Below are 21,349 nucleotides of genomic sequence, written 5' to 3'. Positions count from 1 at the left end.
ACCCAGTGATCCGCTAGGCGGGTTTCAATCCATTCGCGCCAGGACCTCAGCCAGGTTTGCAAAGTACTGCCGCCACCCACTCGTCGCACCCCGGTATGCCTGCTCCTGATCCGGCCGGAAGCCCGACTGCTCCATGCGCAATCGAGTGCCCGTGCTGGTCGGCATGAGAGTCCATGTGACGACACTCTCGAGGCCATAGGCCTGCCAGGTGTAGGACAGTGTCTTGTTCGGCTCGATTGCGGTTACCTGACAGTCAACGACGATGCTCACGTCAGGCTGCGGGTCCTTTCGCAGATTGAAACGATGACCCGCGACTGGCTTGAAATCATTCTTCATCAGCCACTCCTCGATCAAATGCGGTTGGGTGAGCGCGCGCCAGATCTTTTCCGGCGGATGAGGTATCTCTCGTTCGACAACGACGGAGCGCGTTTCGGTCGCAATGTTGGTCATTGGTCCATTCTATTGAGCAGATTTTCGAGGTCGTCGAACCGGCTCTGCCAGAATGCGTTCATCTGGTTCGTCCAGTCTGTCAGCGGTGCAAGTGCGCCGAGTTGGGCGCTGTAATGGGTCTGCCGTCCCTCATGGCGGTCGCGCACCAGCCCGGCATGCCTGAGCACGCCGAGGTGCTTTGATACGGCTGGTTGCGAGACCCCCGACTGAGCCGTCAGAGCGCCGACCGTCTGCTCGCCTTCCCGGCACAGGCGCTCGAAGATGGCCCGACGCGTCGGATCGGAGAGCGTTCTGAAAAGGACATCGTGAGCATTCGTCATTGGGATCGATAACTCGGCGGCTATTGATTGACGTATAACCGCGGGGATATGTATGTGTCAAGCGGGGCATCGAGGCCACGATCTGTCCGTTTCCAAAAAAATCTTTCCATTGCCCCAAGGAATCGCCATTAGCCTTCGTCCAACAGGCAAATGATGGCGATGATGCTGGATGAGAGCGAAGCCTCCGACGCCGAACTGATCGGGCGGGCGAAGGGCGGAGACAGGGGGGCCTTCAGCAAATTGCTGGAAAGGCACTATGACTTCGTCTATCGCGCCGCCTATCGCTGGTGCGGCAAGAAAGCCGATGCCGAAGACATCGCCCAGGAAGTCTGCGTCCGGCTCGGCCGGGCTATCCGCGACTATCGCGGCGGCGGCGCCTTCACGACATGGCTTTACTCCGTGACCCTGAACGCCGCGCGCGACATGATGCGCAAGTCCGCCCGCGATATGGCAAAGACGGAGGCCTACGGCGTTCACGCGCTGATCTCGGGCGAGGCTTCGGCAGAGCCGGAAGACCCGGCCGAGGCCTTGTGGGCGGCGGTGCGGCAACTGCCGGACAAGCAGCGCGACGCCGTGCTGCTTGTTTACGGCGAGGGCTTGAGCCATGCGGCGGCCGCTGAGGCGATGGCGATCTCGGAGGCGACGGTTTCCTGGCACATCCATGAAGCGAAGAAACGGCTGAAGACGCTGATGCGCTCGGCCGGGGAAGTGTGACCATGGTCGACGACAACGAACTCAACAGACTGCGCGACATCGCGGCGCCGGCGCCGGGCGAGAGCGCGAAGGCTCGTGCCTTCGAAGCCGCCATGCGCGCCTATGACCAGGAAAATATTTCGACCGCGACCCAAGGATCGGTTGGCGGGCTTCGTCTCACAGAGCGAGCACAAAAGCTCTGGAGCGAGATCATGCAAAAGAAACTCATTGCCGCGCCGGCCCTTGCCGGGCTCGTCGCCCTGCCGATCGCCGGATACGCCACCTTCCACATGCTGAGGGAACAGCCGCCGAAATTCGGCGGCGACGAGAAGATCACCGAAACGCTGGCCGACAAGCCTGCGACGCTGAAGCAGACGACCAACGAGCTCAAGCCGGCCCGCACCGAACTGGAGAAAGACAAGAAGGCCGACGCGGACGTGGAAAGCCGCGACGCCACCGATGCGCTTGTCGCGCCGGCCTCGCCGCCGAAATCCGAATCGACCGTCGCTATCGGCGGCGCACAGAAGGAGGCGGCGACGGGCGCTCCCCGACAGGATGCTACTGGCGCCGGAAGTGTGGCAATGAATAGTGCACCCCCGGCACCGGCCCCGACAGGTGAATTTGCGGTGGACGGCACTGTAAGCGCCCCCAGCAAGTCGCGGAGTCTCGCGCCGGCCGAGTCCAAGCTGATGGCGCAGCAGCCAGCCATGGCTCCGGCCGACCAGGTTCAGCCGCAAGAGGAAAACCGCGACCGCATCGAGGATTTCAAGACCAATCCGGTGCATGCCGCGCTTGAGGATCCGGTCTCGACCTTCTCGATCGATGTCGACACGGCTTCCTATTCCTTCGTGCGGCGTTCGCTGAAGGAAGGGTTCGTGCCGCAGGCCGATACGGTCCGCGTCGAGGAGATGATCAACTACTTCCCTTATGACTGGAAGGGCCCGGACTCCGCCACGACGCCGTTTAACTCGACGGTCAGCGTCATGCCGACACCGTGGAACACGCACACCAAGCTGATGCATGTCGCCATCAAGGGTTTTGACGTCAAGCCGACCGAGCAGCCGAAAGCCAATCTGGTCTTCCTGATCGACGTCTCGGGCTCGATGGACGAGCCGGACAAGCTGCCGCTCCTCAAGTCGGCTTTCCGGCTTCTGGTCGGCAAATTGAAGGCAGACGACACGATCTCGATCGTGACCTATGCCGGTGAGGCCGGCACCGTGCTGATGCCGACAAAAGTTGCCGAGAAGGACAAGATCCTCAATGCCATCGACAATCTGCAGCCCGGCGGCTCGACGGCCGGCGAGGCGGGCATCAAGGAAGCCTACAGGCTTGCCCAGCAATCCTTCGTCAAGGACGGCGTCAACCGGGTGATGCTCGCCACCGATGGCGACTTCAACGTTGGCCAGACGGATGACGACGACCTTAAGCGGTTGATCGAGAGCGAGCGCAAGACCGGTGTCTTCCTGTCGGTGTTCGGCTTTGGCCGCGGCAATCTGAACGACCAGATGATGCAGACCATCGCCCAGAACGGCAACGGCACGGCCGCCTATATCGACACGCTCGCCGAGGCCGAGAAGGTGCTGGTCGAGGATGCCTCCTCGACACTGTTCACCATCGCCAAGGACGTGAAGATCCAGGTCGAGTTCAACCCGAACAAGGTCTCTGAATATCGGCTGATCGGCTACGAGACCCGGGCGCTCAACCGCGAGGATTTCAACAATGACCGCGTCGATGCCGGCGATATCGGTTCGGGCCATTCGGTCACCGCGATCTACGAGATCACGCCGAAGGGCAGCGGTGGCGAGCAGATCGATCCGCTGCGCTACGGCCAGGCGTCGGTGGACAATGGCGGCGTCGCCAATGCGGGCGAATATGCCTTCGTTAAGATCCGCTACAAGCTGCCCAACGAGGACGTCTCGAAGCTGATCACCACCCCGGTGACTTCGGCTAACGAGGTGGCGTCGTTCGACGAGGCCGGCACCGACCAGCGCTTCTCCGTGGCCGTCGCGGCCTTCGGCCAGAAGCTGCGCGACGAGGATGCAACCGCGAAGTTCGGTTACGACAAGATCATGGAGATTGCCACTGCCGCTAGAGGAGCCGACCCGTTTGGGTACAGGTCCGAGTTCCTCTCGCTTGTGCGCCTTGCCTCGGCGCTGGGCGGAAATCGGTAGTGGTGATGACGGCCGGTTTCTTTCAGATGGGATCGTTCTGATACGGGAAACCGACCCACGGGCGGGTGAGGCAGGCCGGCGAGGGATTTATTCCCTTGCCGGCCTTTTTTTGCGGATTGTTAAATTGCGTTGGATTTCCGGTAGATGATCGAAATTTCCTCTCGCTACGAACAGGCTGATGTTTGGGCTTGAGGGAGCCGGAATTGCCGATCAGGACTGTTGCGAACTCGATAACCCGAGATATGCCGGCACTAGGATCGGCTTCGTCCACGCCGTCGGCGGAATCCAGGCGCATCAGCGACGACGTCGCCCAAGCGCGTCACACCGCCATATCGGCGCTGAACAATGACCGCTTTCGCGTCATGCTGGAGCAGATCTCCGACCCCAGCGCATCGGGCGCGCTGATGACGATGCGCGGCGATACGGCAGCCGGCGCCGGCACTGATTTCAAGTCGGCGCAGTCGAGCTACGCCGACAACAGCGAATAACCAGAAACGATGAGGTCAGGCCCGGCTGCGGCGACGCTCGCGGCGGGCTTCGCTGGTTTCGGCGGTGTTTTCCGTCGCCACCTTGTTGCGCATCGGACCGATGCGCTCGACAATCGCGCCAACAGTCGGACGATCAGCCTTTGTGTGCCCGTCGAGTGCCTTGCGCATGGCGGCAAGGTGCTGGAACGAGGTGCCGCAGCAGCCGCCGACGATTTTCGCACCGGCATCGACGGCGAGCCTGACATAGTCGGCCATCAGGTCCGGCGTGCCGGAATAATGGATTTCGGTGCCGCGGAATTCGGGAATACCGCAATTGCCCTTGACGATCACAGTCGCCTCCGGCTTCGCCTCGGTCATATCGAGCAGCGATGCAAGGATGTCGGACGCGCCGACACCACAGTTGGCACCGACGCCGAGCGGCGCTTGCGACAAGCCGTCGACGACGCCGTGGATGTCCTTCGGCAGCAGGCCCATCATGGTGCGGCCCGCGGTGTCGAAGGAACCGGTATAGGTATAGGGCAGGCCGACGCGGATGGCAGCTTCGGCAGCGGCGCGGATCTCGTCGGGAGCCGACATCGTCTCGATCCACGCGACTTCGGCACCGCCGGCCTTGAGACCCTCGATCTGTTCGGCGAAGGCATCGACGGCCTCGTCATAGGTCATGGCGCCAAGCGGCACCAGCAATTCACCGGTCGGGCCGACCGAGCCGGCGACGATCACCTTGCGGCCGGCCTTGTCGGCGACGGCACGGGCAATCTCGGCGGCGCGCTTGTTCAGCGCATGCGCGCGGTCCTGCGCATGGTGCAGCTTCAGCCGGTGACGGGTGCCACCAAAGGAATTGGTGAGGATGATGTCGGCGCCGGCTTCGACGAAATTCTGGTGCAGGCTGGTGATGGTGTCGGGGGCCGTCTCGTTCAAAAGCTCCGGCGCTTCGCCAGCCTCCAGCCCCATGGCGAACAGGTTGGTACCGGTGGCGCCATCGGCCAACAGCACGCCCTTTTCAGCCAGCAGCGCATCGATCGGGTTGGTCGTCGTCATCAGATCGGCTTTCATATTTTGAATTCGAATAAGGATATAAAGAAGTCTTTATGTGCAGTCAATAATTTTGCCGCGATCGACTGGCGATGTCGACGGCCGGGCGTTGGGTTGAATGACCCTCGATTCCCTTCGATCAGGCAGAGCCTGATGCGAAGGACATGTTGGCCAGATTGCGCGCGAAGGCGGCGGCTTCGTGCGGGTTGACGTCGGCGGCACGGATCAGATTGTCGAAATGCTGGGTCAGCGCCTGGACCGGCTGGGTGGCGTTCAGCACCACATACATGTCGCCGACATAGATAGCAGCCCGATAGGGGCCGAAGATGGTGAGGGGAATGGAATAACGCATGCGGCCATCGTAGAGAAACAGGCGAAAGGTCGGGTAGAGATCGTCAAGCAGCGTTGCCATATGGGCGAGTTGCTGACGGCGGTCGGCCTCCGGAAAACGGTCCCACACGCCCAGGCCGCGGGCGAAGATCTCCAGAGTATGGCGCGGCATGCAGACTTCCATGTCGGTTTCCGGCCGCCGGTTGTAGTCGATACGGTATTGGGTTTCGTTGGCTTGCGTCTGACGGCTCCTGTTGGTGATGTTGGCTTCATAGTCGACGAGCGCGTGTGTTCGCAGAAGATCGGGGATGCCTGCCGGCACATAGCGGATCTTGGTACCGGCCGCCTCGGCGAACCACTTTGCCAGCAGCGTGCGGTCGAAGCCGTCGCGCGCTTCCTCGATCTCCAGGCTCTCACGGATCTCACCGGTGACACCCTCGTCCTGGCTGAGGCCAAGCAGCCAGTCCAGCGACACTTTGAACTCGGCAGCGATATTGAGCAGGGTTTCCGCCCGGGGCAGGCGTGTCGAGGCGCCGGACAGCAGTTGCGACAGGGCCGACCGATCGATGCCGACCGCGGTCGCGAACGATGACTGGTTGAGATCGGACCGTGTCAGGAGCAGCTTCAGACGCTCCCGAAAGATTGCTGACAGATCTCGTTTGTCCATCACTTCGCTCCGCGAATCAGGAGGAAAAATTTGCGCCAAAGCAGCCAAATGAACGACTCAGGCGTAAATGAATCCCCAAGTTTGTTTACAATGTGTGACATATGCTGTCAAAAATGCGCAATCGCAACATTTTGTACACTTTGTCTCGTTGAGTGGAATCGCTTCTCCTGACACAATGATGTCAGGAACCAGTTGGGGTTCCGGCGACTGAGGGACAGTGGTCGATAGCATGACTAGCATGAGCATCAGACAGCGTAGCGTACCGGCCATCGAATGGCCGACCGTGGTTCTCGCATTCTTCTGCTACGCAACATGGTTCGCGACCGGCATCCTGCTCTGGCCATCCTACCCGATCTCCGCGCTCGCCGTCCTGGCCTTCACCGCCGCATTGCAATCGTCGATCATGCACGAGGTGCTGCACGGTCATCCAACGCGCAATGCGCGGATCAATGAGGCCTTCGTCTTCCTGCCGATCGGTCTCGTCTGGCCGTTTCGCCGCTTCAAGACCATTCATCTGCGCCATCATGCCGACGAGCGGCTGACCGATCCGCTGGACGATCCCGAGAGCTACTACCAGGCGCTCTGGCAGCATGACGACTTGCCGCCGACGATGAAATTCCTGCTCAAGATCAACAACACCATGGCTGGCCGCTTCGTGCTCGGCCCCTGGCTGTCCTGCGTCGGCTTCTTCATCGACGACGCCAAGCACATGATCGCCGGCGACAAGACGATCCGCAAGGCGTGGCTGCTGCATGCGATCGGCCTCGCCACCGTGATGCCCATCGTCCAGTTCGGCTTCGGCATCCCCCTGTGGCTCTACGTCCTGGTACCGGTCTGGCTCGGCCAGTCGCTGATCTCGATCCGCACCTTCGCCGAGCATCAATGGTCCGAGCACCCGGAGGGCCGCACGGTGATCGTCGAGCGCTCGCCGCTGTCGTTCCTGTTCCTCAACAACAATCTGCATTTCGTCCACCACAAGAGCCCGACCGTCGCCTGGTACCGGCTGCCGAAACTGTTCCGCGACCGTCGCGACGAATGGCTGCGGATGAACAATGGCTACGCCTATCCGAACTATTTCGCGCTGATCAAAGCCTATGCCTTCAAAGCGAAGGAGCCAATCGTGCACCCGGTGCTGCGGCGCGCGCCGGAGCCGGGCAGGGCGTTCAAACCTCGCATCAGGGCGCGCAACATAAATGGGCTCGGCTCCGCGCCGGTTCCCGCCGAGCCGCCCAAGGAATGAGTTTTGCGGCGAGTGGGTAATGCCTGCTAGACTGGCTGCGGTCGGTCCCCTTCAATCCCAGATACAACGGTCAGATTCCGGCATGAGCGAATTGGTTGCGGCGTTGCCGATGTATGACTGGCCCGAAGCGCGCGACGAGGTCGACGCCCAATGGGCGCGCTTGCGCGACGCCTTCCGGCGGAGGGGTATCGACGCGCCGCAGACGATCGTGCGCCGCAATGGTGACCTGCCGCCGGTGCTGGGTGGCATTCATGATGCCCAGGGGAAACTGATTGCGCCGGACCCTGCGACATTGGAGCCGGACGAACTCGACTTTCACGGGCTTTGGCTGCATCCGGCGCTGCTGTTCGCGCAGACCTGCTGGGGGCCAATGGAACTCGGCCTGTCCAAACACGTTAGGGTGGTCGGCCAGCCGAGCTACGACGCCTGTGAAGGCGGGCAGGGCGAATTCTATTCGAGCGCGCTGGTGATGCGGTCGGGCGAGGGGCCGGAGGTTCGATCGCCTGCGGACGGCCGCGCTCTCATCCCGCTCGATCTGATCCGTGGCAAGCGCTTCACCTTCAACAGCCTTGATTCCATGTCAGGCATCATTGCGCTGACGCGCGACCTGCAAGCGGCCGGCGAAGACCTGGATATATTCTCGACGCGCAGCGAAAGCGGCGGCCATCGCGACTCGATCGTCGCTGTGGCCGAACGCAAGGCGGATGTCGCGGCGATCGACTGCGGAAGCTGGGCGCTGGCGCAGCGTTTCGAGCCGGCGGCGCAAGCGGTGAAGGTCGTCGGCTGGACGGGACGGCGCAAAGGCCTGCCGTTCATCACCGCCGCAACGACACCGGAAAAGACGGTCAGGGCGATGCGCGAAGCACTTGCCGGACTAACCGAGCAGCCTCGCATCCAACGGGTAGGTTGAAAGTTTTTCATTGCCGGTCTCGGTGATGAGAATCTGCTCTTCGATCTTGACGCCTTCGCGTCCGCCCAGCCGGCCGATATAACTTTCCACGCACAGCACCGTGCCTGGCTCGAGCGCGCCGTCCGGCGTGTCGGGGGTCCAGTCGCTGGCATGCGGCAAGGTCGGGTATTCGTCGGCCAGGCCGACGCCGTGATAGAGCACGCCGTATCGCATCGGAAAACAGTCTCCGGGCGGCACCGCCGAGCGTTCGACAAGGTCGCGGAACGAGGTGCCCGGCTGCATCAATTCGGTATTGTAGGTGATCTGATCTGCGGCGATGCGGAACAGGTCGCGCTGTTCGTTGGTCGGCTTTGCATCGCCGCACAGCCAGGTGCGCGACAGGTCAGCGCAGAAGCCGTAGGGGCCGATCAGGTCGGTGTCGAAGGCGACCAGGTCGCCGGCTTCGATCTTGCGCGACGAGCATTCCTGGAACCACGGGTTGGTCCGCGGGCCTGATGTCAGCAGTCGCGTCTCGATCCATTCGCCACCACGCGCAATGTTGCCGCGATGCAGTTCGGCCCATAGCTCGTTCTCGGAAATGCCAGGCTGCAGAGCCTGCTCCATCTCGCCCATCGCCGCCTCGCAAGCGACGATGGCGCGGCGCATGGCGAGAATCTCGTCCGATGATTTGATCAGCCGCGCATTTTCCATCACCGCTTCGCCATTGCCGATCGTCACACCCAGACGGGCGAGTTCCTCGACGCCTTCCGGGTTGATGTGATCGACCGCGATGCGGCTGTTGCCGCCGCCATGTTCCCTGACCAGATCGGCAATGCCGGCGGCCCAGCGGCGGACTTTTTGTTCGGTCAGTTCGCCACCATAGAGATACATCCATGAGACAGCGGGCCGCACCTCGTCGACGACGCCGGAATGGTCGGACAGGTGCTCGCAGGAAAAATAATCGAACAGCACCACCGGCCCGTCGGTGGCGACGAAACAATGCCGTGTCGGGTTGTGCGCCACCCACAGCTGCATATTGGTGGAATCGGTGGCGTAGCGGATGTTGACCGGGTCGTAGAGTAGGGCGCCGGCATAGTCGCGGCGGTTCAACTCGGCACGGATGCGGTCCAGCCGGTATCGGCGCATCGTCGGCAGATCGGGAGCGGCAATACCTGCCGCCGCCCATTCAGCTTCCGCCTGCGCGCCATAGCCCAGCACATGCTGGTTGAGCGACGCCGCCTTCTGGCGGGAAGCGTGGCGCAGCGCCTCGATCGAGCCAGGCTCGAACGGCATGATCTTGCGATGGCGGCCAAAGCTGCCCTTCGGCCCCGCGCTGTCCATGACCGAACCTCAGGTCCGCATCTTCTCGCCACTCGGGTCGAAAGGCGCTTCGACGTTGATGCGGGCCGGGCGCCGGTGTCCCAAGATCTCGATCTCGAACAGCCCGGCACTTTCGTCCTCGGCGAGTGCTGCCGGGACGTAACCCTGCGCCATCGACTTCTGCACATAGTGCGCATAGCCGCCTGATGTCACCCAGCCGACCACGCGCCAGTCGCCGTCAACGATGCCGCGCACGGCCGAAGCGCCTTCAGCTGCCTTGGAGCCGCGTATTTCCTCGCCGCCATCGTCGAAGCGCGGCGCGCCGTAGCCATGCGGCTTTTCCACCGTGCCATAGTCCTTGGAGACCTTGGCCCAGATCGGCTCGTCGCCCATCACATCGGCGTCGGCGGCATCGACGATGAAGGAGACACGGCGCAGTTTTGGCCCCTCGGCCTGTTCCTTGGCGGCAGCCTCGCGGCCGATGAAATCGTTCTTCTCGAGCTTGATGAAGCGATCCATCGCGCCTTCGAACGGTCCGTAGATCGGCCGCAACTCGCGAAACCAGGTCGGGAAGTTCTTTTCCAGGCGCATCGACAGCAAAGCGCGCATGCCGAAATCGACGAGGCCGAATTCCTCGCCGGCATCCTTGATCGCCTTATAGACAAGGCGCTGGTAGGCCGGCGCCATCCAGATCTCGTAGCCGAGATCACCGGTGTAGGTGATGCGATTGACCAAACAGGGCGCACCGCCGACCGCCATCTCGCGGAAATCCATGAAGCGGAAGGCTTTTGTCGAGATGTCGACATCGACGAGCTTCTGCAAGAGGTCGCGGGACTTAGGCCCGGCGATCGACAGACCGACCAGCGTCTGGTCGAAACGGTGGATGCGCACGGAACCGTCCTTAGGCAGATGCTTCTCGAACCAGCGCATGTGATATTTCTGCGCCGCCGACGAGCCCCAGATCATGAACCGGTCCTCGCCGGCCTTGGCGATGGTGAAGTCGCCGATCAGCTTGCCAAATTCGTTGATCATCGGCGTCAGCACGATGCGGCCGGTCTTCGGCATACGGTTGGTCATCAGCCGGTTGAGGAAATCCTCCGCCCCTGGTCCGGACACTTCGTATTTGGCGAAGTTGGCGATCTCGGTGACGCCGACGCGCTCGCGGGTAGCGCGCACTTCCTCGCCGATCGGCCCAAAATCATTGGAGCGGTGGAAGGAGACGATGTCTTTCGGCTCCTTGCCCTTCGGGGCAAACCAGAGCGGGGTTTCGAGACCCCAGGAGTCGCCCATGACGGCGTTATTGGCGAGCATCGTATCGTAGAGCGGCGTCGTCTGCGCCGGGCGTGCGGCCGGCAGTTCCTCATTGGGGAAGCGGATGGAGAAGCGGCGCGAATAATTTTCGCGCACCTTGGCGTTGGTGTAGCGCAGGCCGGCCCATTCGCCGAAGCGGGCGATGTCCATGCCCCAGACGTCGAAGCCTGGATCGCCGTGGACCATCCAGTTCGACAGCGCCAGACCGACGCCGCCACCCTGGCTGAAGCCGGCCATGACGGCGCAGGCGCACCAGAAATTGGTCAGGCCCTGCACTGGGCCGACCAGCGGGTTGCCGTCGAGCGCGAAGGTGAAGGGGCCGTTGATGATCTGCTTGATGCCGGCCTTCTCGATGCCGGGGAAATGCTTGAAGCCGATCTCCAGCGACGGCGCAATGCGGTCGAGGTCGGGGGCGAGCAATTCATGGCCGAAATCCCACGGCGTGTTGACCGGCGACCACGGCTTGCATGCCTTTTCATAGGTGCCGAGCAGGATGCCGTTGCGCTCCTGGCGGGTGTAGATCTCGCCCTTGAAGTCAAGCACACCGATCATCTCGCGACCGGTCGACTTGTTGAATTCCTCGACCTCCGGCATTGGCTCGGTGAGCAGGTACATGTGCTCCATGGCCAGCACCGGCAATTCGACGCCGACCATGCGGCCGATCTCACGTGCCCACAGGCCGCCGCAGTTGACGACATGCTCGGCATGAACCGTGCCCTGTTCGGTGACAACGTTCCAGGTGCCGTCGACCTCTTGCGTCAGCTCGACGACGCGGTTGCGTAGCACGATCTCGGCACCGAGCTTCTTGGCCGCCTTGGAATAAGCGATCGTCGTGCCGGACGGATCAAGATGGCCCTCGACCGGATCCCACATGGCGCCGACGAAGTTGGTCTCGTCCATCAGCGGGAACATCGCCTTGGCTTCGGACGGCGTGATCAACTCGGTGTCCATGCCGAGATAGCGGCCCTTGGCGTGGGCGAGCCGCAGGAAGTCCATGCGCTCCGGCGTGTCCGCCATCATCACGCCGCCGGTCAGGTGCAGCGAGCAGGACTGGCCGGAAATCTCCTCGATCTCCTTGTAGAGCTGCACCGTGTAGGCCTGCAGTTTGGCGACGTTGGGGTCGCCGTTCAGCGTGTGGAAGCCACCCGCCGCATGCCAGGACGAACCGGAGGTAAGCTCCGAGCGCTCGATCAGCATGATGTCGGTCCAGCCGGCCTTGGCCAGATGGTAGAGAACCGAGCAGCCGACGACGCCGCCGCCGATGACAACTGCTTTTACATGAGATTTCATCAAGATAGGTCCGTTTTTGCGTAAACTGAATCAGGTTTTTGGGTCGGCGGTGGAACGCCTCGACGCCGAGGTCAGCAGTCGTCGCGTGCCATTTAGAAGTCGGTCGGCGCACCGCCCTCGGACCGGCGCTTTTCGACGAAGGCGTTGAGTTCCTCGCGAATGGCCGGGTCCATATAGGGCTCTTCGTAGGAGGCCAGGCGCTCCTTCCACACCTTGTTGGCCTTTTCCAGCGCTGTCGGCGAGCCGGCTTCCGCCCAGGTCTCGAAATTGCGCCAGTCGGAGAGGATCGGCGAGTAGAAGGCGGTCTTGTAGCGGTCCTGCGTGTGCTGGGTGCCGAAGAAATGGCCGCCGGGGCCGACTGACTGGATGGCGTCGAAGCCGAGCGCTTCTTCGGACAGGTCGAGCGGGGTCAGGAACTCCGCCACCATCTGCAGCAGGTCGATGTCCAAAATGGTCTTCTCGTAGGAGCAGCGCAGGCCGCCCTCGAGCCAGCCGGCCGCGTGCATCATCAGATTGCCACCGCCCTGGATGGCACCCCACAGCGAGAACACGCTTTCGTAGGCCGCCTGCGCATCGACCGTGTTGGCGGCGCAGGTGTTGGAGGTGCGGTAGGGGATGTTGTAGCGGCGGGCAAGCTGACCACCGACCAACTGCGCCTTCATGTACTCCGGCGTACCGAAGGCCGGTGAACCGGACTTCATGTCGACATTGGAGGTGAAGCCGCCATAGCCCACGGGCGCACCCTTGCGCACCATCTGGGCAAAGGCGATGCCGGACAGCGCTTCGGCGTTCTGCTGCACCAGCGCGCCGGCGATCGTCACCGGCGCCATGGCCCCCGAAAGGGTGAACGGCGTGACGACGACGACCTGGCCCTTGCTCGACATCTGGATGATGCCTTCCATCATCGGCACATCGAGCTTGAGCGGCGAATTGGTGTTGATGATGGTGAAGACCGACGGCTCCTCGAGCAACTGCTCGTGGCTGATGCCGCGCGCGATCCTGGCGATCTCGATGCCGTCGACATTGCGCTCCTTGCCGAGCGAATAGATGTGAAACACCTTATCGGTCAGCGTGGCGAGGTCGCGGACGCACTCCAGGTGCCGGACCGACGGATGGATATCGGTCGGCTCCACCGGATAGCCGCCGGTGCAGTTCAGGATGTTGTGCATCTGAGCGAGCTTGAGGAAGTTGCGGTAATCCTGCTGGTTGCCGGGCCGGCGGCCGCGGTCGATGTCGGAGCAGTTGGGCGCCGATGCCATCATCGAGATGATCAGATTGTTGCCGCCGAAGCGCACATTGTGCGCCGGGTTGCGCGAGTGGATGGTGAACTCCGACGGGCAGTGCGATACCAGTTCGAGGATCATGTCGCTGTCGAAGCGAACCCGTTCGCTGCCGTCACGCACGTCGGCGCCATGCGCCTTCATGATGCGGCGGGCCTCGTCATGCAGAACATCGACGCCGATTTCCCTCAGCACGCGCAAGGAGGCGAGATGGATCGATTCCAGCTCGTCGTCCGAAACCAGCCTGGTCGGCGCGAGCGGGTTCTTCAGCTGCCGGAAAGCCGGCTGCTCGAACGCGGCCGAACCGCCGGCGCGCTTTCCAGCGCGGCCGCCACGACGGGCGCGGTCGGTGGCCAATGCCGGTTCTGCAGGTTGTAGGGCGGCGGTCATGATGGTCCTCGTACGATGCGGTAGCGGGCGGCATAATGGACCGGCGACCCGCCGGTCGTTGCGGAGGCGGCGACCACTAGGGCGAGGGAAGCGACATGCCGGAACGGCAGTTGCACGGCAAGAATATCGCCCCGATCGCGGCGATACGCTGGCCTGGGACCAGCGGCCGGATCGACGCTAAGTGAAACGCGTTACACATCCGTCTTTTACTTCTGCTATATTGGCGCGCCGAACGTCTCTGGAGGGAACGCCATGCCTGACGTCGTCAAAGTGCGCGCCGCGACAAACAACGAAGTCGCGTTCCTTTCCTGGGATATAGACGGCATGATCCCTGGCTGCCTCGGCTTCGAGATCGTGCGCATCTATCCCGACACTGGCGAGGAACGTTGCCTGGCCTCCTGGGTGCCTTTCAAGGGCCAACGCAATCCACGGTGGATTCCCCAGGATACCGGCGTCTGGCCGGTGCAGAAGACTTTCTGGCGCGATCTCACTGTGCGGCGTCGGCGCGACAGCATCGACCTCAGGCCAGAGGGTGAAATGATCGCCTACCGGGTGCGGCCGGTCGGCGACATGAAGCCGGGCCTCGACCCTGTGCCGGTGCGCCCCGACCAGGTCGTCGATGGCAAACCCGCCTACACCGGGCCGGCGCGTCCGCTCGGTTATCTCGGCCAGGGTGCGGTCAGCCCGCCGATCTTTCTCGGGCAGATGTTCGGCAAGGCGCGGGTTGCCTTCACCAACGGCGTGCTGTCGACGCAATGGATGTCGCATGCGCTGCAAGAGGCCGGCATCAAGGTCGGGCAGCGCGACAAGATCAAGGCGGTGCTGCAGGATCCGACCAGCAAGATACGCGCCTATCTGCATGGCGATGTGCCTGATGTGCTGACCAGCCTGCTGAAACGGGCCAAGACCGAAGGCGGCACCGTCAGGCTTGCGCTCTACGAGCTTGGCGACGACGAGCTGTGCGACGCCATCGTCGCGGCCAAGGACGTCGTCGAGGTCATTCTTGCCAATTCGGGCAGGGACGACCAGACCAAGGCCTGGGACGTCGGCAATGCGCCGTACAGGAAGCGTTTGCACGACGCGGGCGTCGTGGTGAGCGACCGCCTGTTCAACAACAACCATATTGGCCACAACAAGTTTGCCGTCTACCGCGACGCCCAGGGCAAGCCGCAAGCGGTGATGACCGGCAGCACCAACTGGACGTCGACGGGCATCTGCGGACAATCCAACAACGCCTTCATCCGGGACGATCCAGCAATGGCCGAGATCTTCGACGCCTATTGGCAGCGCATGAAGGCTGACGTGTTCCCGCCGCCGGCCTCGGAAAGCGCCGCCGGTCACGTCGTGCAGACGCAAGGCGTGCCGTTTCGTAGGGAAAACCACCTGCGCAATCCGCTGAACGGCGTCACGGCGACGCTGGACGGCATGACGGTCTGGTTCTCGCCCAATGATCCCGACCGCAACAAGAAGGACATCTCGGTGCGGCCGGTCGACCTCGAGGATGTCTTCGCCCGTATCAAGGCGGCGAAGCGCGCGGTGCTCTTCCTGGTGTTCAATCCGTCGCTGCTCGGCGAAAACTCGATCGTCGACGAGGCCGTCGCGGCAGCCAAGGCCGATCCGAATTTGATCGTGCAAGGCGCGATCAGCGACGAAACCGCGATGCCCAACTATGTCGCGCCGACCAAGGATCCGGTCACCCACAAGTCGAACAAGGACGGCAAGTCGCCCTTCGTCTTTCCGGAGAAGGTCTGGGAGATGCCAAACGTCTCCATCGTGCGGGCGGCAAACCTGACCGGCGCCACGATCGCCCGCGATTTCCAGGCGGAAGTACTGACCGTCGGCCATGCGATCGTGCACGACAAGATCGTCATCATCGACCCGATGGAGGACAACGCCACCGTCATCACCGGCAGCCACAATCTCGGTTACAAGGCTTCGTACGAGAATGACGAGAATATGGTGATCGTAGAAGGCGACAAGACTTTCGCCGCCGCCTATGCGGTGCATATGCTCGACGTGTTCGACCACTACAAGTTCCGCGCCTGGCGCAGGACGATCGGCAAGGGACCTTCCGACGATGACGGGATCTCCATCGACGACAAGTGGCTGAAGCCTTACGCCGACGGCAAGAAGGGGGCTATCGCCCGGTATTTTCCGTAGCCTCCACCAGGTTCAGCACCTGCCTCCATTCGATGAGGGACCGATCGGCTTCAGCCGACAGCACGGGTCCGGTGGCGCAAGCGGATTTCGCCGTCCGGCCCTTCCTTTCCCCAAATCGAACCAGTAGCTAGTCGGGCTTGCCGGCGGGATGGCCTGCACTTTCACATGGATGACAGTATCAGCATGGTCGCGACCGGCTCGAGCGAAGGCGAAGCGGGAACGCAGTGGGCAGCGCTTGCCGGCGTCACCGCAGCACTTGCCATGTTCGGCGCCGCGCAAGGGCTGAGCTCGCCGCTGTTCACGCTGCTGATGCAGAAGCAGGGAATGTCGCCCGCGCTGATCGGCTTGTCGGCGGCGATGATGCCGCTCGGCCTGATTCTTTCGGCTTCCTTCGTGCCGGCCGCGGTGCGGCTGGTCGGCGCACGCACGCTGGCGGTCGGCTGCTCGCTGATCGGCGCGCTCTGCTTCCTGGGCATCGGCTATCTGCAGGACTGGGTGGCCTGGTTCGTCATCCGCTTCATCATCGGCGTGGTCATCAATCCGCTCTACATACTTGGCGAGGTCTGGGCGCTATCGCTGGCGCCGCCATCGCGGCGGGGCCGGGTCATGGGCGTGTTCAACACGCTGCTGGGCGCCGGCTATGCGGCCGGGCCATTCGCACTGACCCTGCTGGGCACGTCGGGCTGGGCTCCATTCCTTGTCGGTGTCGCCGGCTTTACACTCTGCGCGGTGATCCTGCACGCCGTCTCTTCCAGGCTCACCGGTTTCGAGGATGACGGCCAACCCGCCAGCGGCCTTGTCGGCTTCGCCAAGGTGGCGCCGGCACTGCTGCTTGCCGTCCTGGTTTCGGCCGCGGTCCAGCAAAGCACCTATGCGCTGTTGCCGGTGTTTGGCGCCAGCTACGGCCTGGCGGAGGCCGTGCTTGCCTCGCTGGTGATGGCGCTTTCGCTGGGCAACATCCTGCTGCAGATCCCACTCGGCCTGCTGGCGGAACGTTTTGGCGGTCGTGCCATGATCATCGTCTGTGCTCTGGCAACCGCGACTTGCGCGCTTTTGCTGCCGCTGCTGGTCATGACGCCGCTGATCTGGGTCGTGTTGCTGGTGATGGGCGCCGTCGGCTACGGCGTCTACACGATGGCGCTGGTCGAACTGGGCAGCCGCTTCAAGGGCTCGGTGCTGGTCGCCGGCAACGCTGCCTTCGCGCTGATGTGGGGCGTCGGCGGTATTGTCGGCCCGCCGGGTGCCGGGCTGCTCATGCAAGGCATAGGCCCGCTCGGCCTGCCGGTCGTGATCGCCGGTCTCGACGCGTTGCTGGTGATGTTCGCGCTGTATCGCTCGTCCGTGCGCCGGAGCGGCAAGGCATGATCACGAACGGTTCGAGCGACAGTGAGACCGCGATGCAGTGGGCGGCGATCACCGGCGTGATCGCGACCGTCTCGGTGTTCGCGATCGCGCAAGGCCTGTCCTATCCGCTGCTGAGCTTCATCCTGCAGCGCCAGGGCGTCTCACCGGCGATGATCGGCCTGTCGGCGGCAATGACACCGATAGGTTTCATCGTCTCGTCACCACTGATCCCGGCGCTGGCGCGCCGGTTCGGGGCAGGGCGCACGGCACTCTCCTGCGCGGCGCTTTCGGCGATCGTGCTGGTGCTGATCGGCTGGACGCAGGATGTCTATCTGTGGTTTCCCCTGCGCTTCCTGATCGGCGTCGTCACCAACCCGCTTTACGTGCTGAGCGAGATCTGGGTGATCGCGCTGGCGCCGCCGGCCCGGCGCGGCCGCGTCATGGGCGTCTATTCGACGATCATCTCGGCCGGCTTCGCAGCCGGGCCGCTTTGCCTGCTTGCCGTCGGCACAGAGGGCTGGCCGCCCTTCCTCGTCGGCATTTTCGCCTTCGTGCTGTGCGGCATCTGCCTGGCCTCGGTGCTGCCGCGTCTGCCCAAGGTCGACGAGGCCGGGCATCGGGTTTCCGTCCTGGGCTTCGTGCCCTTGGCGTGGCTGCTTCTGTTTGCCGTTATCGTTGCCGCCGGCTTCGAGCAGGGCGCGCTGGCCTTGCTGCCCGTCTATGGCACCCATCACGGCATCACTGAGACCCGCATGTCGGCGCTGCTTTCGGTGATGATCGCCGGCAACATCGCCATGCAGGTGCCACTTGGCCTGCTGGCCGAAAGGCTCTCCGCGCGTCTGGTGCGGCTTGCCTGTGTCGCGATCACGGTGCTTGGCTGCCTGCTCCTGCCGTTTCTCATCGAGACGCCACTGATCTGGCCGATGATCTTTGTCTGGGGGGCGGTTTCCTACGGCATCTACACGATGTCGATCATCGAGCTCGGCGAGCGCTTCACCGGCTCGACACTGGTTGCCGGCAACGCCGCCTTCTCCCTGATGTGGGGCGTCGGCGGCATCGCGGTGCCGCCGCTGGCCGGCACAGCGATGGATGTTCTGGGTGCAAGAGGCCTGCCGATTATCCTTGGCCTGATGTGTCTGGCGCTGGCGGTTGCGAGCATCGTTGGTCGAAGGTCAGTCTGACGCTATTGTGGGATGCTGCTGCTCGTCATCGCCTCGCCATCTCGAAATTGCCCATATGTCACAATGGGCGTGACGTTCCTCAGGGTGCATCCGGCGCAGCATATCCTGAAGTTCAACGGCACGATCAAAGTCGGGTATCAGCCCAACTTGAGATAACTCCGAATTCGCAAACACGTCGGGAAATCCACCGCAGTTGGTCAACGCGCTTATGGAACCTTCTTGATCCAACAAGTCGTAGCCCAGGAAGATGAAACCGCCCCAATCAATCGAATGCACGTCCGTCGACGGCTTTCGAATTACGCTTAAAATATTCAGTTCGTTCGTATCTGCCAGTTGCGAAAGCAGAAACTCCAGGTCCACAAAGAAATCGAGCATCCAGTCCTCGTTGACAATGTGGGGCCAGTAGCTGTCCTTTGTCTCGCCAAGCGCGACCGGACCAAGCATTCCATCGAGGGTGACGACTTCGGTCAGTTGGGTGAGGCCCGACCACTCGATGTATTTCGTCCATTCCGTGCCCCTGGACGGATCAAATCTCTCTTTCGCAATGTAGAGAAATTGCATGAGGCTTCCTCGTAGCGACACATGGCCGGATAAGGTTTCGCACTTGATGCGGTATGGCGGGTCGCTTCTTTCGCGCGTTCCAATTGAATTTCGGTAGTGACATGACGATGTTTGCGACACCGAGCCTTGATGAGTTTACCGGAGACCCTATGACCAAGTCGACCACACAGACCCTGCCAAATTCCACCCCTTCGACCGAAGATCCCTTTCTCTGGCTGGAGGACAGGACAGCCAAGCAGTCGCTCGACTGGGTGCATGGTCAGAACGAGGTAACGGTCGGTGAATTGCAGGGCGATCCGTCCTATCAGGCGTCGTTCCAGACCGCGCTCGACCTGATGACTGCCGAGGACAATATCGCGGTCGGTGCCGCGATTGCCGGCCATGCATACAATTTCTGGCAGGACAAGACCAATGTGCTCGGGCTGTGGCGCCGCACGACGGTCGCTTCCTACAAGACCGATAAGCCCGACTGGGAAACGATCGTCGACTTCGACCAGCTAGCGGCCAAGGACGGAATCAAGTGGGTGTTCAGCGGCGCCAGCCGGCTCCATCCGGACTTCAACCTCTGCCTTGTCTCGATGTCGCCGGATGGCGGTGACGCCAGCGAGATGCGCGAATTCGACATCGCGACCAAATCCTTTGTCGAGGGCGGATTTCGCGCACCCGCGTCCAAGTCCGGCTTCGGCTGGCTGGACAAGGACACCGTCATCGTCTCGGCGGCTTTCGAGGACGAGGACAAGACGCAATCCGGTTATCCGCGCGTGGTCAAGCTGTGGAAGCGCGGCACCAAACTGGAAGACGCGACACCGATCTTCGAGGGGCGGAAGGAGGATCTCGCGGTTGGCGCTGGCGTCGAGTTCGACGGCGACAGACGTTATCTGATCCTGGCCCGGACGCTCGATTTCTTCGCCTCGCATATCTTCTTGCGGTTGCCTTCCGGCGAGAACAAACGTCTGCCGCTGCCTGACGACGTGACCGATACGGCGATCTTCAGGGACCAGCTCGTCTTCGGCGTGCGCAGCCCGTGGACGGCGCCGGATGGCACCTCGTGCAAGCCTGACGGTCTCTATTCGCTGGATTTGGCACACTGGGTCGAGGCTGGCACGCTCGGCCCGGTGGAGACCTTGCTGGAGCCGGCATATCGCGTGTCGATTGCCGGCATTGCCCGCACGCAGGACCGCCTGTTCATCAATCTGATGGACAACGTGCGCGGCAAGGTCGTCGTCTGCGAGCGCAAGGATGGCGGCTGGTCGCAGAAGCCCGTGGCACTGCCCGAGAACGGCAATGTCGGCATCAGCCACGCCGAGCATTTCGGCTCCAGCGTTTCCTTCTCCTTCACCGACTTCCTGACGCCGAGTTCGATCATCTGGTCGGACGACGATGGCGAGACGCTCGCCACCGTGAAGTCGCAGCCGGCCCGCTTCGATGCGGCGCCGCTGATCTCGGAGCAGTTCGAGGCGCGCTCGAAGGACGGCACGATGATCCCGTACTTCGTCGTCCGGCGGCGCGACCAGAAGGGTCCGGTGCCGACGCTGCTTTATGGCTATGGTGGTTTCGAAGTCCCGCTTCTGCCAAGCTATGCCGGCGTGCGCGGCAGGCTGTGGCTGGAAAGGGGCAATGCCTATGTCCAAGCCTGTATTCGCGGCGGCGGCGAGTTCGGCCCGGCCTGGCATCAGGCGGCGCTCAAGGGCAACCGCCAGAACGCCTTCGACGATTTCGCCGCGGTCGCGCAGGACGTCGTCAAGCGCGGGATCGCCACGGCGGCTTCGCTCGGCATCCAGGGCGGTTCGAACGGCGGCTTGCTAACCGGCGTTTCCATGACGCAGCATCCCGAGTTTTTCGGTGCCGTCATCATCGAGGTGCCGCTGCTCGACATGCTGCGCTACACCGAATTGCCGCCTGGTGCCTCCTGGATGGCCGAATATGGCGATCCGTCGAAACCGGAAGATGCGAAGTGGCTTTCGGCCTATTCGCCCTACCAGCATGTCGCGGCCGATGCCGCCTATCCTCCGGTGCTGCTGACCACCTCGACCGCTGACGACCGCGTCCATCCCGGTCATGCGCGCAAGATGGCGGCCCGCCTGCAGGAAGCCGGCCACGCCCGGACGCTGTTCTTCGAGGAGACCGAGGGCGGACATGGTGGACGCGGCGACCGCCGGCCGCAGGCGGCGCAGACGGCGATGAAATATGTGTTCCTACAAAGGGCGCTGAGCGGCAAGGCATGAGCCGAAG

Annotated in this window: 17 protein-coding genes; 9 read left to right on the top strand and 8 right to left on the bottom strand. The window is 62.8% G+C overall.

Annotation, left to right across the window (positions count from 1 at the left end; translation table 11 throughout):
• Positions 1-24: 24 nt before the first annotated feature.
• Positions 25-450, bottom strand: coding sequence for an SRPBCC family protein (locus AC0ZT5_RS06180; RefSeq protein WP_477287951.1), 426 nt, complete (start codon positions 448-450; stop codon positions 25-27).
• The gene (locus AC0ZT5_RS06175) at positions 447-770 is read right to left on the bottom strand and encodes an ArsR/SmtB family transcription factor (RefSeq protein ID WP_457154973.1); all 324 of its coding nucleotides are present in this window, start codon (positions 768-770) and stop codon (positions 447-449) included. The genes AC0ZT5_RS06180 and AC0ZT5_RS06175 overlap by 4 nt, the downstream gene beginning before the upstream one ends.
• Positions 771-923: 153 nt before the next feature.
• On the opposite strand from AC0ZT5_RS06175, the gene AC0ZT5_RS06170 reads away from it, so the two are divergent.
• From AC0ZT5_RS06170 to AC0ZT5_RS06160, 3 genes are all read left to right on the top strand, one after another.
• Positions 924-1,484 (top strand): RNA polymerase sigma factor, encoded by a 561-nt coding sequence (locus AC0ZT5_RS06170; protein WP_095087997.1) that lies wholly within the window; start codon positions 924-926, stop codon positions 1,482-1,484.
• A 2-nt stretch (positions 1,485-1,486) separates the two neighbouring features.
• Positions 1,487-3,634, top strand: a complete 2,148-nt coding sequence (locus AC0ZT5_RS06165; protein WP_488495685.1) for a vWA domain-containing protein — start codon at positions 1,487-1,489, stop codon at positions 3,632-3,634.
• 242 nt (positions 3,635-3,876) lie between these two features.
• Entirely contained in the window at positions 3,877-4,122 is a 246-nt protein-coding gene (locus AC0ZT5_RS06160; protein WP_477287957.1) for a hypothetical protein, read from the top strand.
• A 15-nt stretch (positions 4,123-4,137) separates the two neighbouring features.
• Here AC0ZT5_RS06160 and bmt read toward each other — a convergent pair whose 3' ends face one another.
• Complete coding sequence (bmt, locus tag AC0ZT5_RS06155) at positions 4,138-5,160, bottom strand: betaine--homocysteine S-methyltransferase (RefSeq protein WP_488495704.1); 1,023 nt, start codon at positions 5,158-5,160, stop codon at positions 4,138-4,140.
• A 133-nt stretch (positions 5,161-5,293) separates the two neighbouring features.
• Positions 5,294-6,151, bottom strand: coding sequence for a helix-turn-helix domain-containing protein (locus AC0ZT5_RS06150; protein ID WP_478349932.1), 858 nt, complete (start codon positions 6,149-6,151; stop codon positions 5,294-5,296).
• 229 nt (positions 6,152-6,380) lie between these two features.
• On the opposite strand from AC0ZT5_RS06150, the gene AC0ZT5_RS06145 reads away from it, so the two are divergent.
• Together AC0ZT5_RS06145 and AC0ZT5_RS06140 are read left to right on the top strand one after the other, a co-directional pair.
• On the top strand, positions 6,381-7,391 hold the full coding sequence (locus AC0ZT5_RS06145; RefSeq protein WP_488495684.1) for a fatty acid desaturase: 1,011 nt from the start codon (positions 6,381-6,383) through the stop codon (positions 7,389-7,391).
• Positions 7,392-7,473: 82 nt separating this feature from the next.
• On the top strand, positions 7,474-8,301 hold the full coding sequence (locus AC0ZT5_RS06140) for a phosphate/phosphite/phosphonate ABC transporter substrate-binding protein (RefSeq protein WP_488495683.1): 828 nt from the start codon (positions 7,474-7,476) through the stop codon (positions 8,299-8,301).
• On the opposite strand, the gene AC0ZT5_RS06135 is transcribed toward AC0ZT5_RS06140, so the two are convergent.
• The 3 genes from AC0ZT5_RS06135 to AC0ZT5_RS06125 form a co-directional block, all read right to left on the bottom strand.
• Positions 8,266-9,621 carry a M24 family metallopeptidase gene (locus AC0ZT5_RS06135; RefSeq protein WP_488495682.1) on the bottom strand — a complete coding sequence of 452 codons (1,356 nt, stop codon included), beginning with the start codon at positions 9,619-9,621 and terminating at the stop codon, positions 8,266-8,268. The two genes, AC0ZT5_RS06140 and AC0ZT5_RS06135, sit on opposite strands and share 36 nt — an antisense overlap.
• 9 nt (positions 9,622-9,630) lie before the next feature.
• Entirely contained in the window at positions 9,631-12,201 is a 2,571-nt protein-coding gene (locus AC0ZT5_RS06130) for a GcvT family protein (RefSeq protein WP_488495681.1), read from the bottom strand.
• Positions 12,202-12,293: 92 nt separating this feature from the next.
• Complete coding sequence (locus AC0ZT5_RS06125) at positions 12,294-13,871, bottom strand: trimethylamine methyltransferase family protein (protein WP_184873554.1); 1,578 nt, start codon at positions 13,869-13,871, stop codon at positions 12,294-12,296.
• A gap of 252 nt (positions 13,872-14,123) precedes the next feature.
• Here AC0ZT5_RS06125 and AC0ZT5_RS06120 point away from each other — a divergent pair, with 252 nt between their 5' ends.
• From AC0ZT5_RS06120 to AC0ZT5_RS06110, 3 genes are all read left to right on the top strand, one after another.
• The gene (locus AC0ZT5_RS06120; RefSeq protein WP_488495680.1) at positions 14,124-16,031 is read left to right on the top strand and encodes a phospholipase D-like domain-containing protein; all 1,908 of its coding nucleotides are present in this window, start codon (positions 14,124-14,126) and stop codon (positions 16,029-16,031) included.
• A 183-nt stretch (positions 16,032-16,214) separates the two neighbouring features.
• The gene (locus tag AC0ZT5_RS06115; protein WP_488495703.1) at positions 16,215-17,396 is read left to right on the top strand and encodes an MFS transporter; all 1,182 of its coding nucleotides are present in this window, start codon (positions 16,215-16,217) and stop codon (positions 17,394-17,396) included.
• Entirely contained in the window at positions 17,393-18,556 is a 1,164-nt protein-coding gene (locus AC0ZT5_RS06110) for an MFS transporter (RefSeq protein ID WP_488495679.1), read from the top strand. Before AC0ZT5_RS06115 ends, AC0ZT5_RS06110 begins: the two co-directional genes overlap by 4 nt.
• Here the strand turns inward: AC0ZT5_RS06110 and AC0ZT5_RS06105 are convergent.
• Complete coding sequence (locus AC0ZT5_RS06105; RefSeq protein WP_488495678.1) at positions 18,548-19,117, bottom strand: hypothetical protein; 570 nt, start codon at positions 19,115-19,117, stop codon at positions 18,548-18,550. The two genes, AC0ZT5_RS06110 and AC0ZT5_RS06105, sit on opposite strands and share 9 nt — an antisense overlap.
• A gap of 149 nt (positions 19,118-19,266) precedes the next feature.
• Between AC0ZT5_RS06105 and AC0ZT5_RS06100 the strand changes: the two genes are divergently transcribed.
• A complete protein-coding gene (locus tag AC0ZT5_RS06100; protein ID WP_488495677.1) occupies positions 19,267-21,342 on the top strand; it encodes a prolyl oligopeptidase family serine peptidase in 2,076 nt (691 codons plus the stop codon).
• Positions 21,343-21,349 lie beyond the last annotated feature (7 nt).

It is taken from the genome of Mesorhizobium sp. CNPSo 4670 (assembly GCF_057784235.1).
Note: the sequence above shows the minus strand (reverse complement) of the source record. Positions and strands in the feature narration are given on the sequence as shown.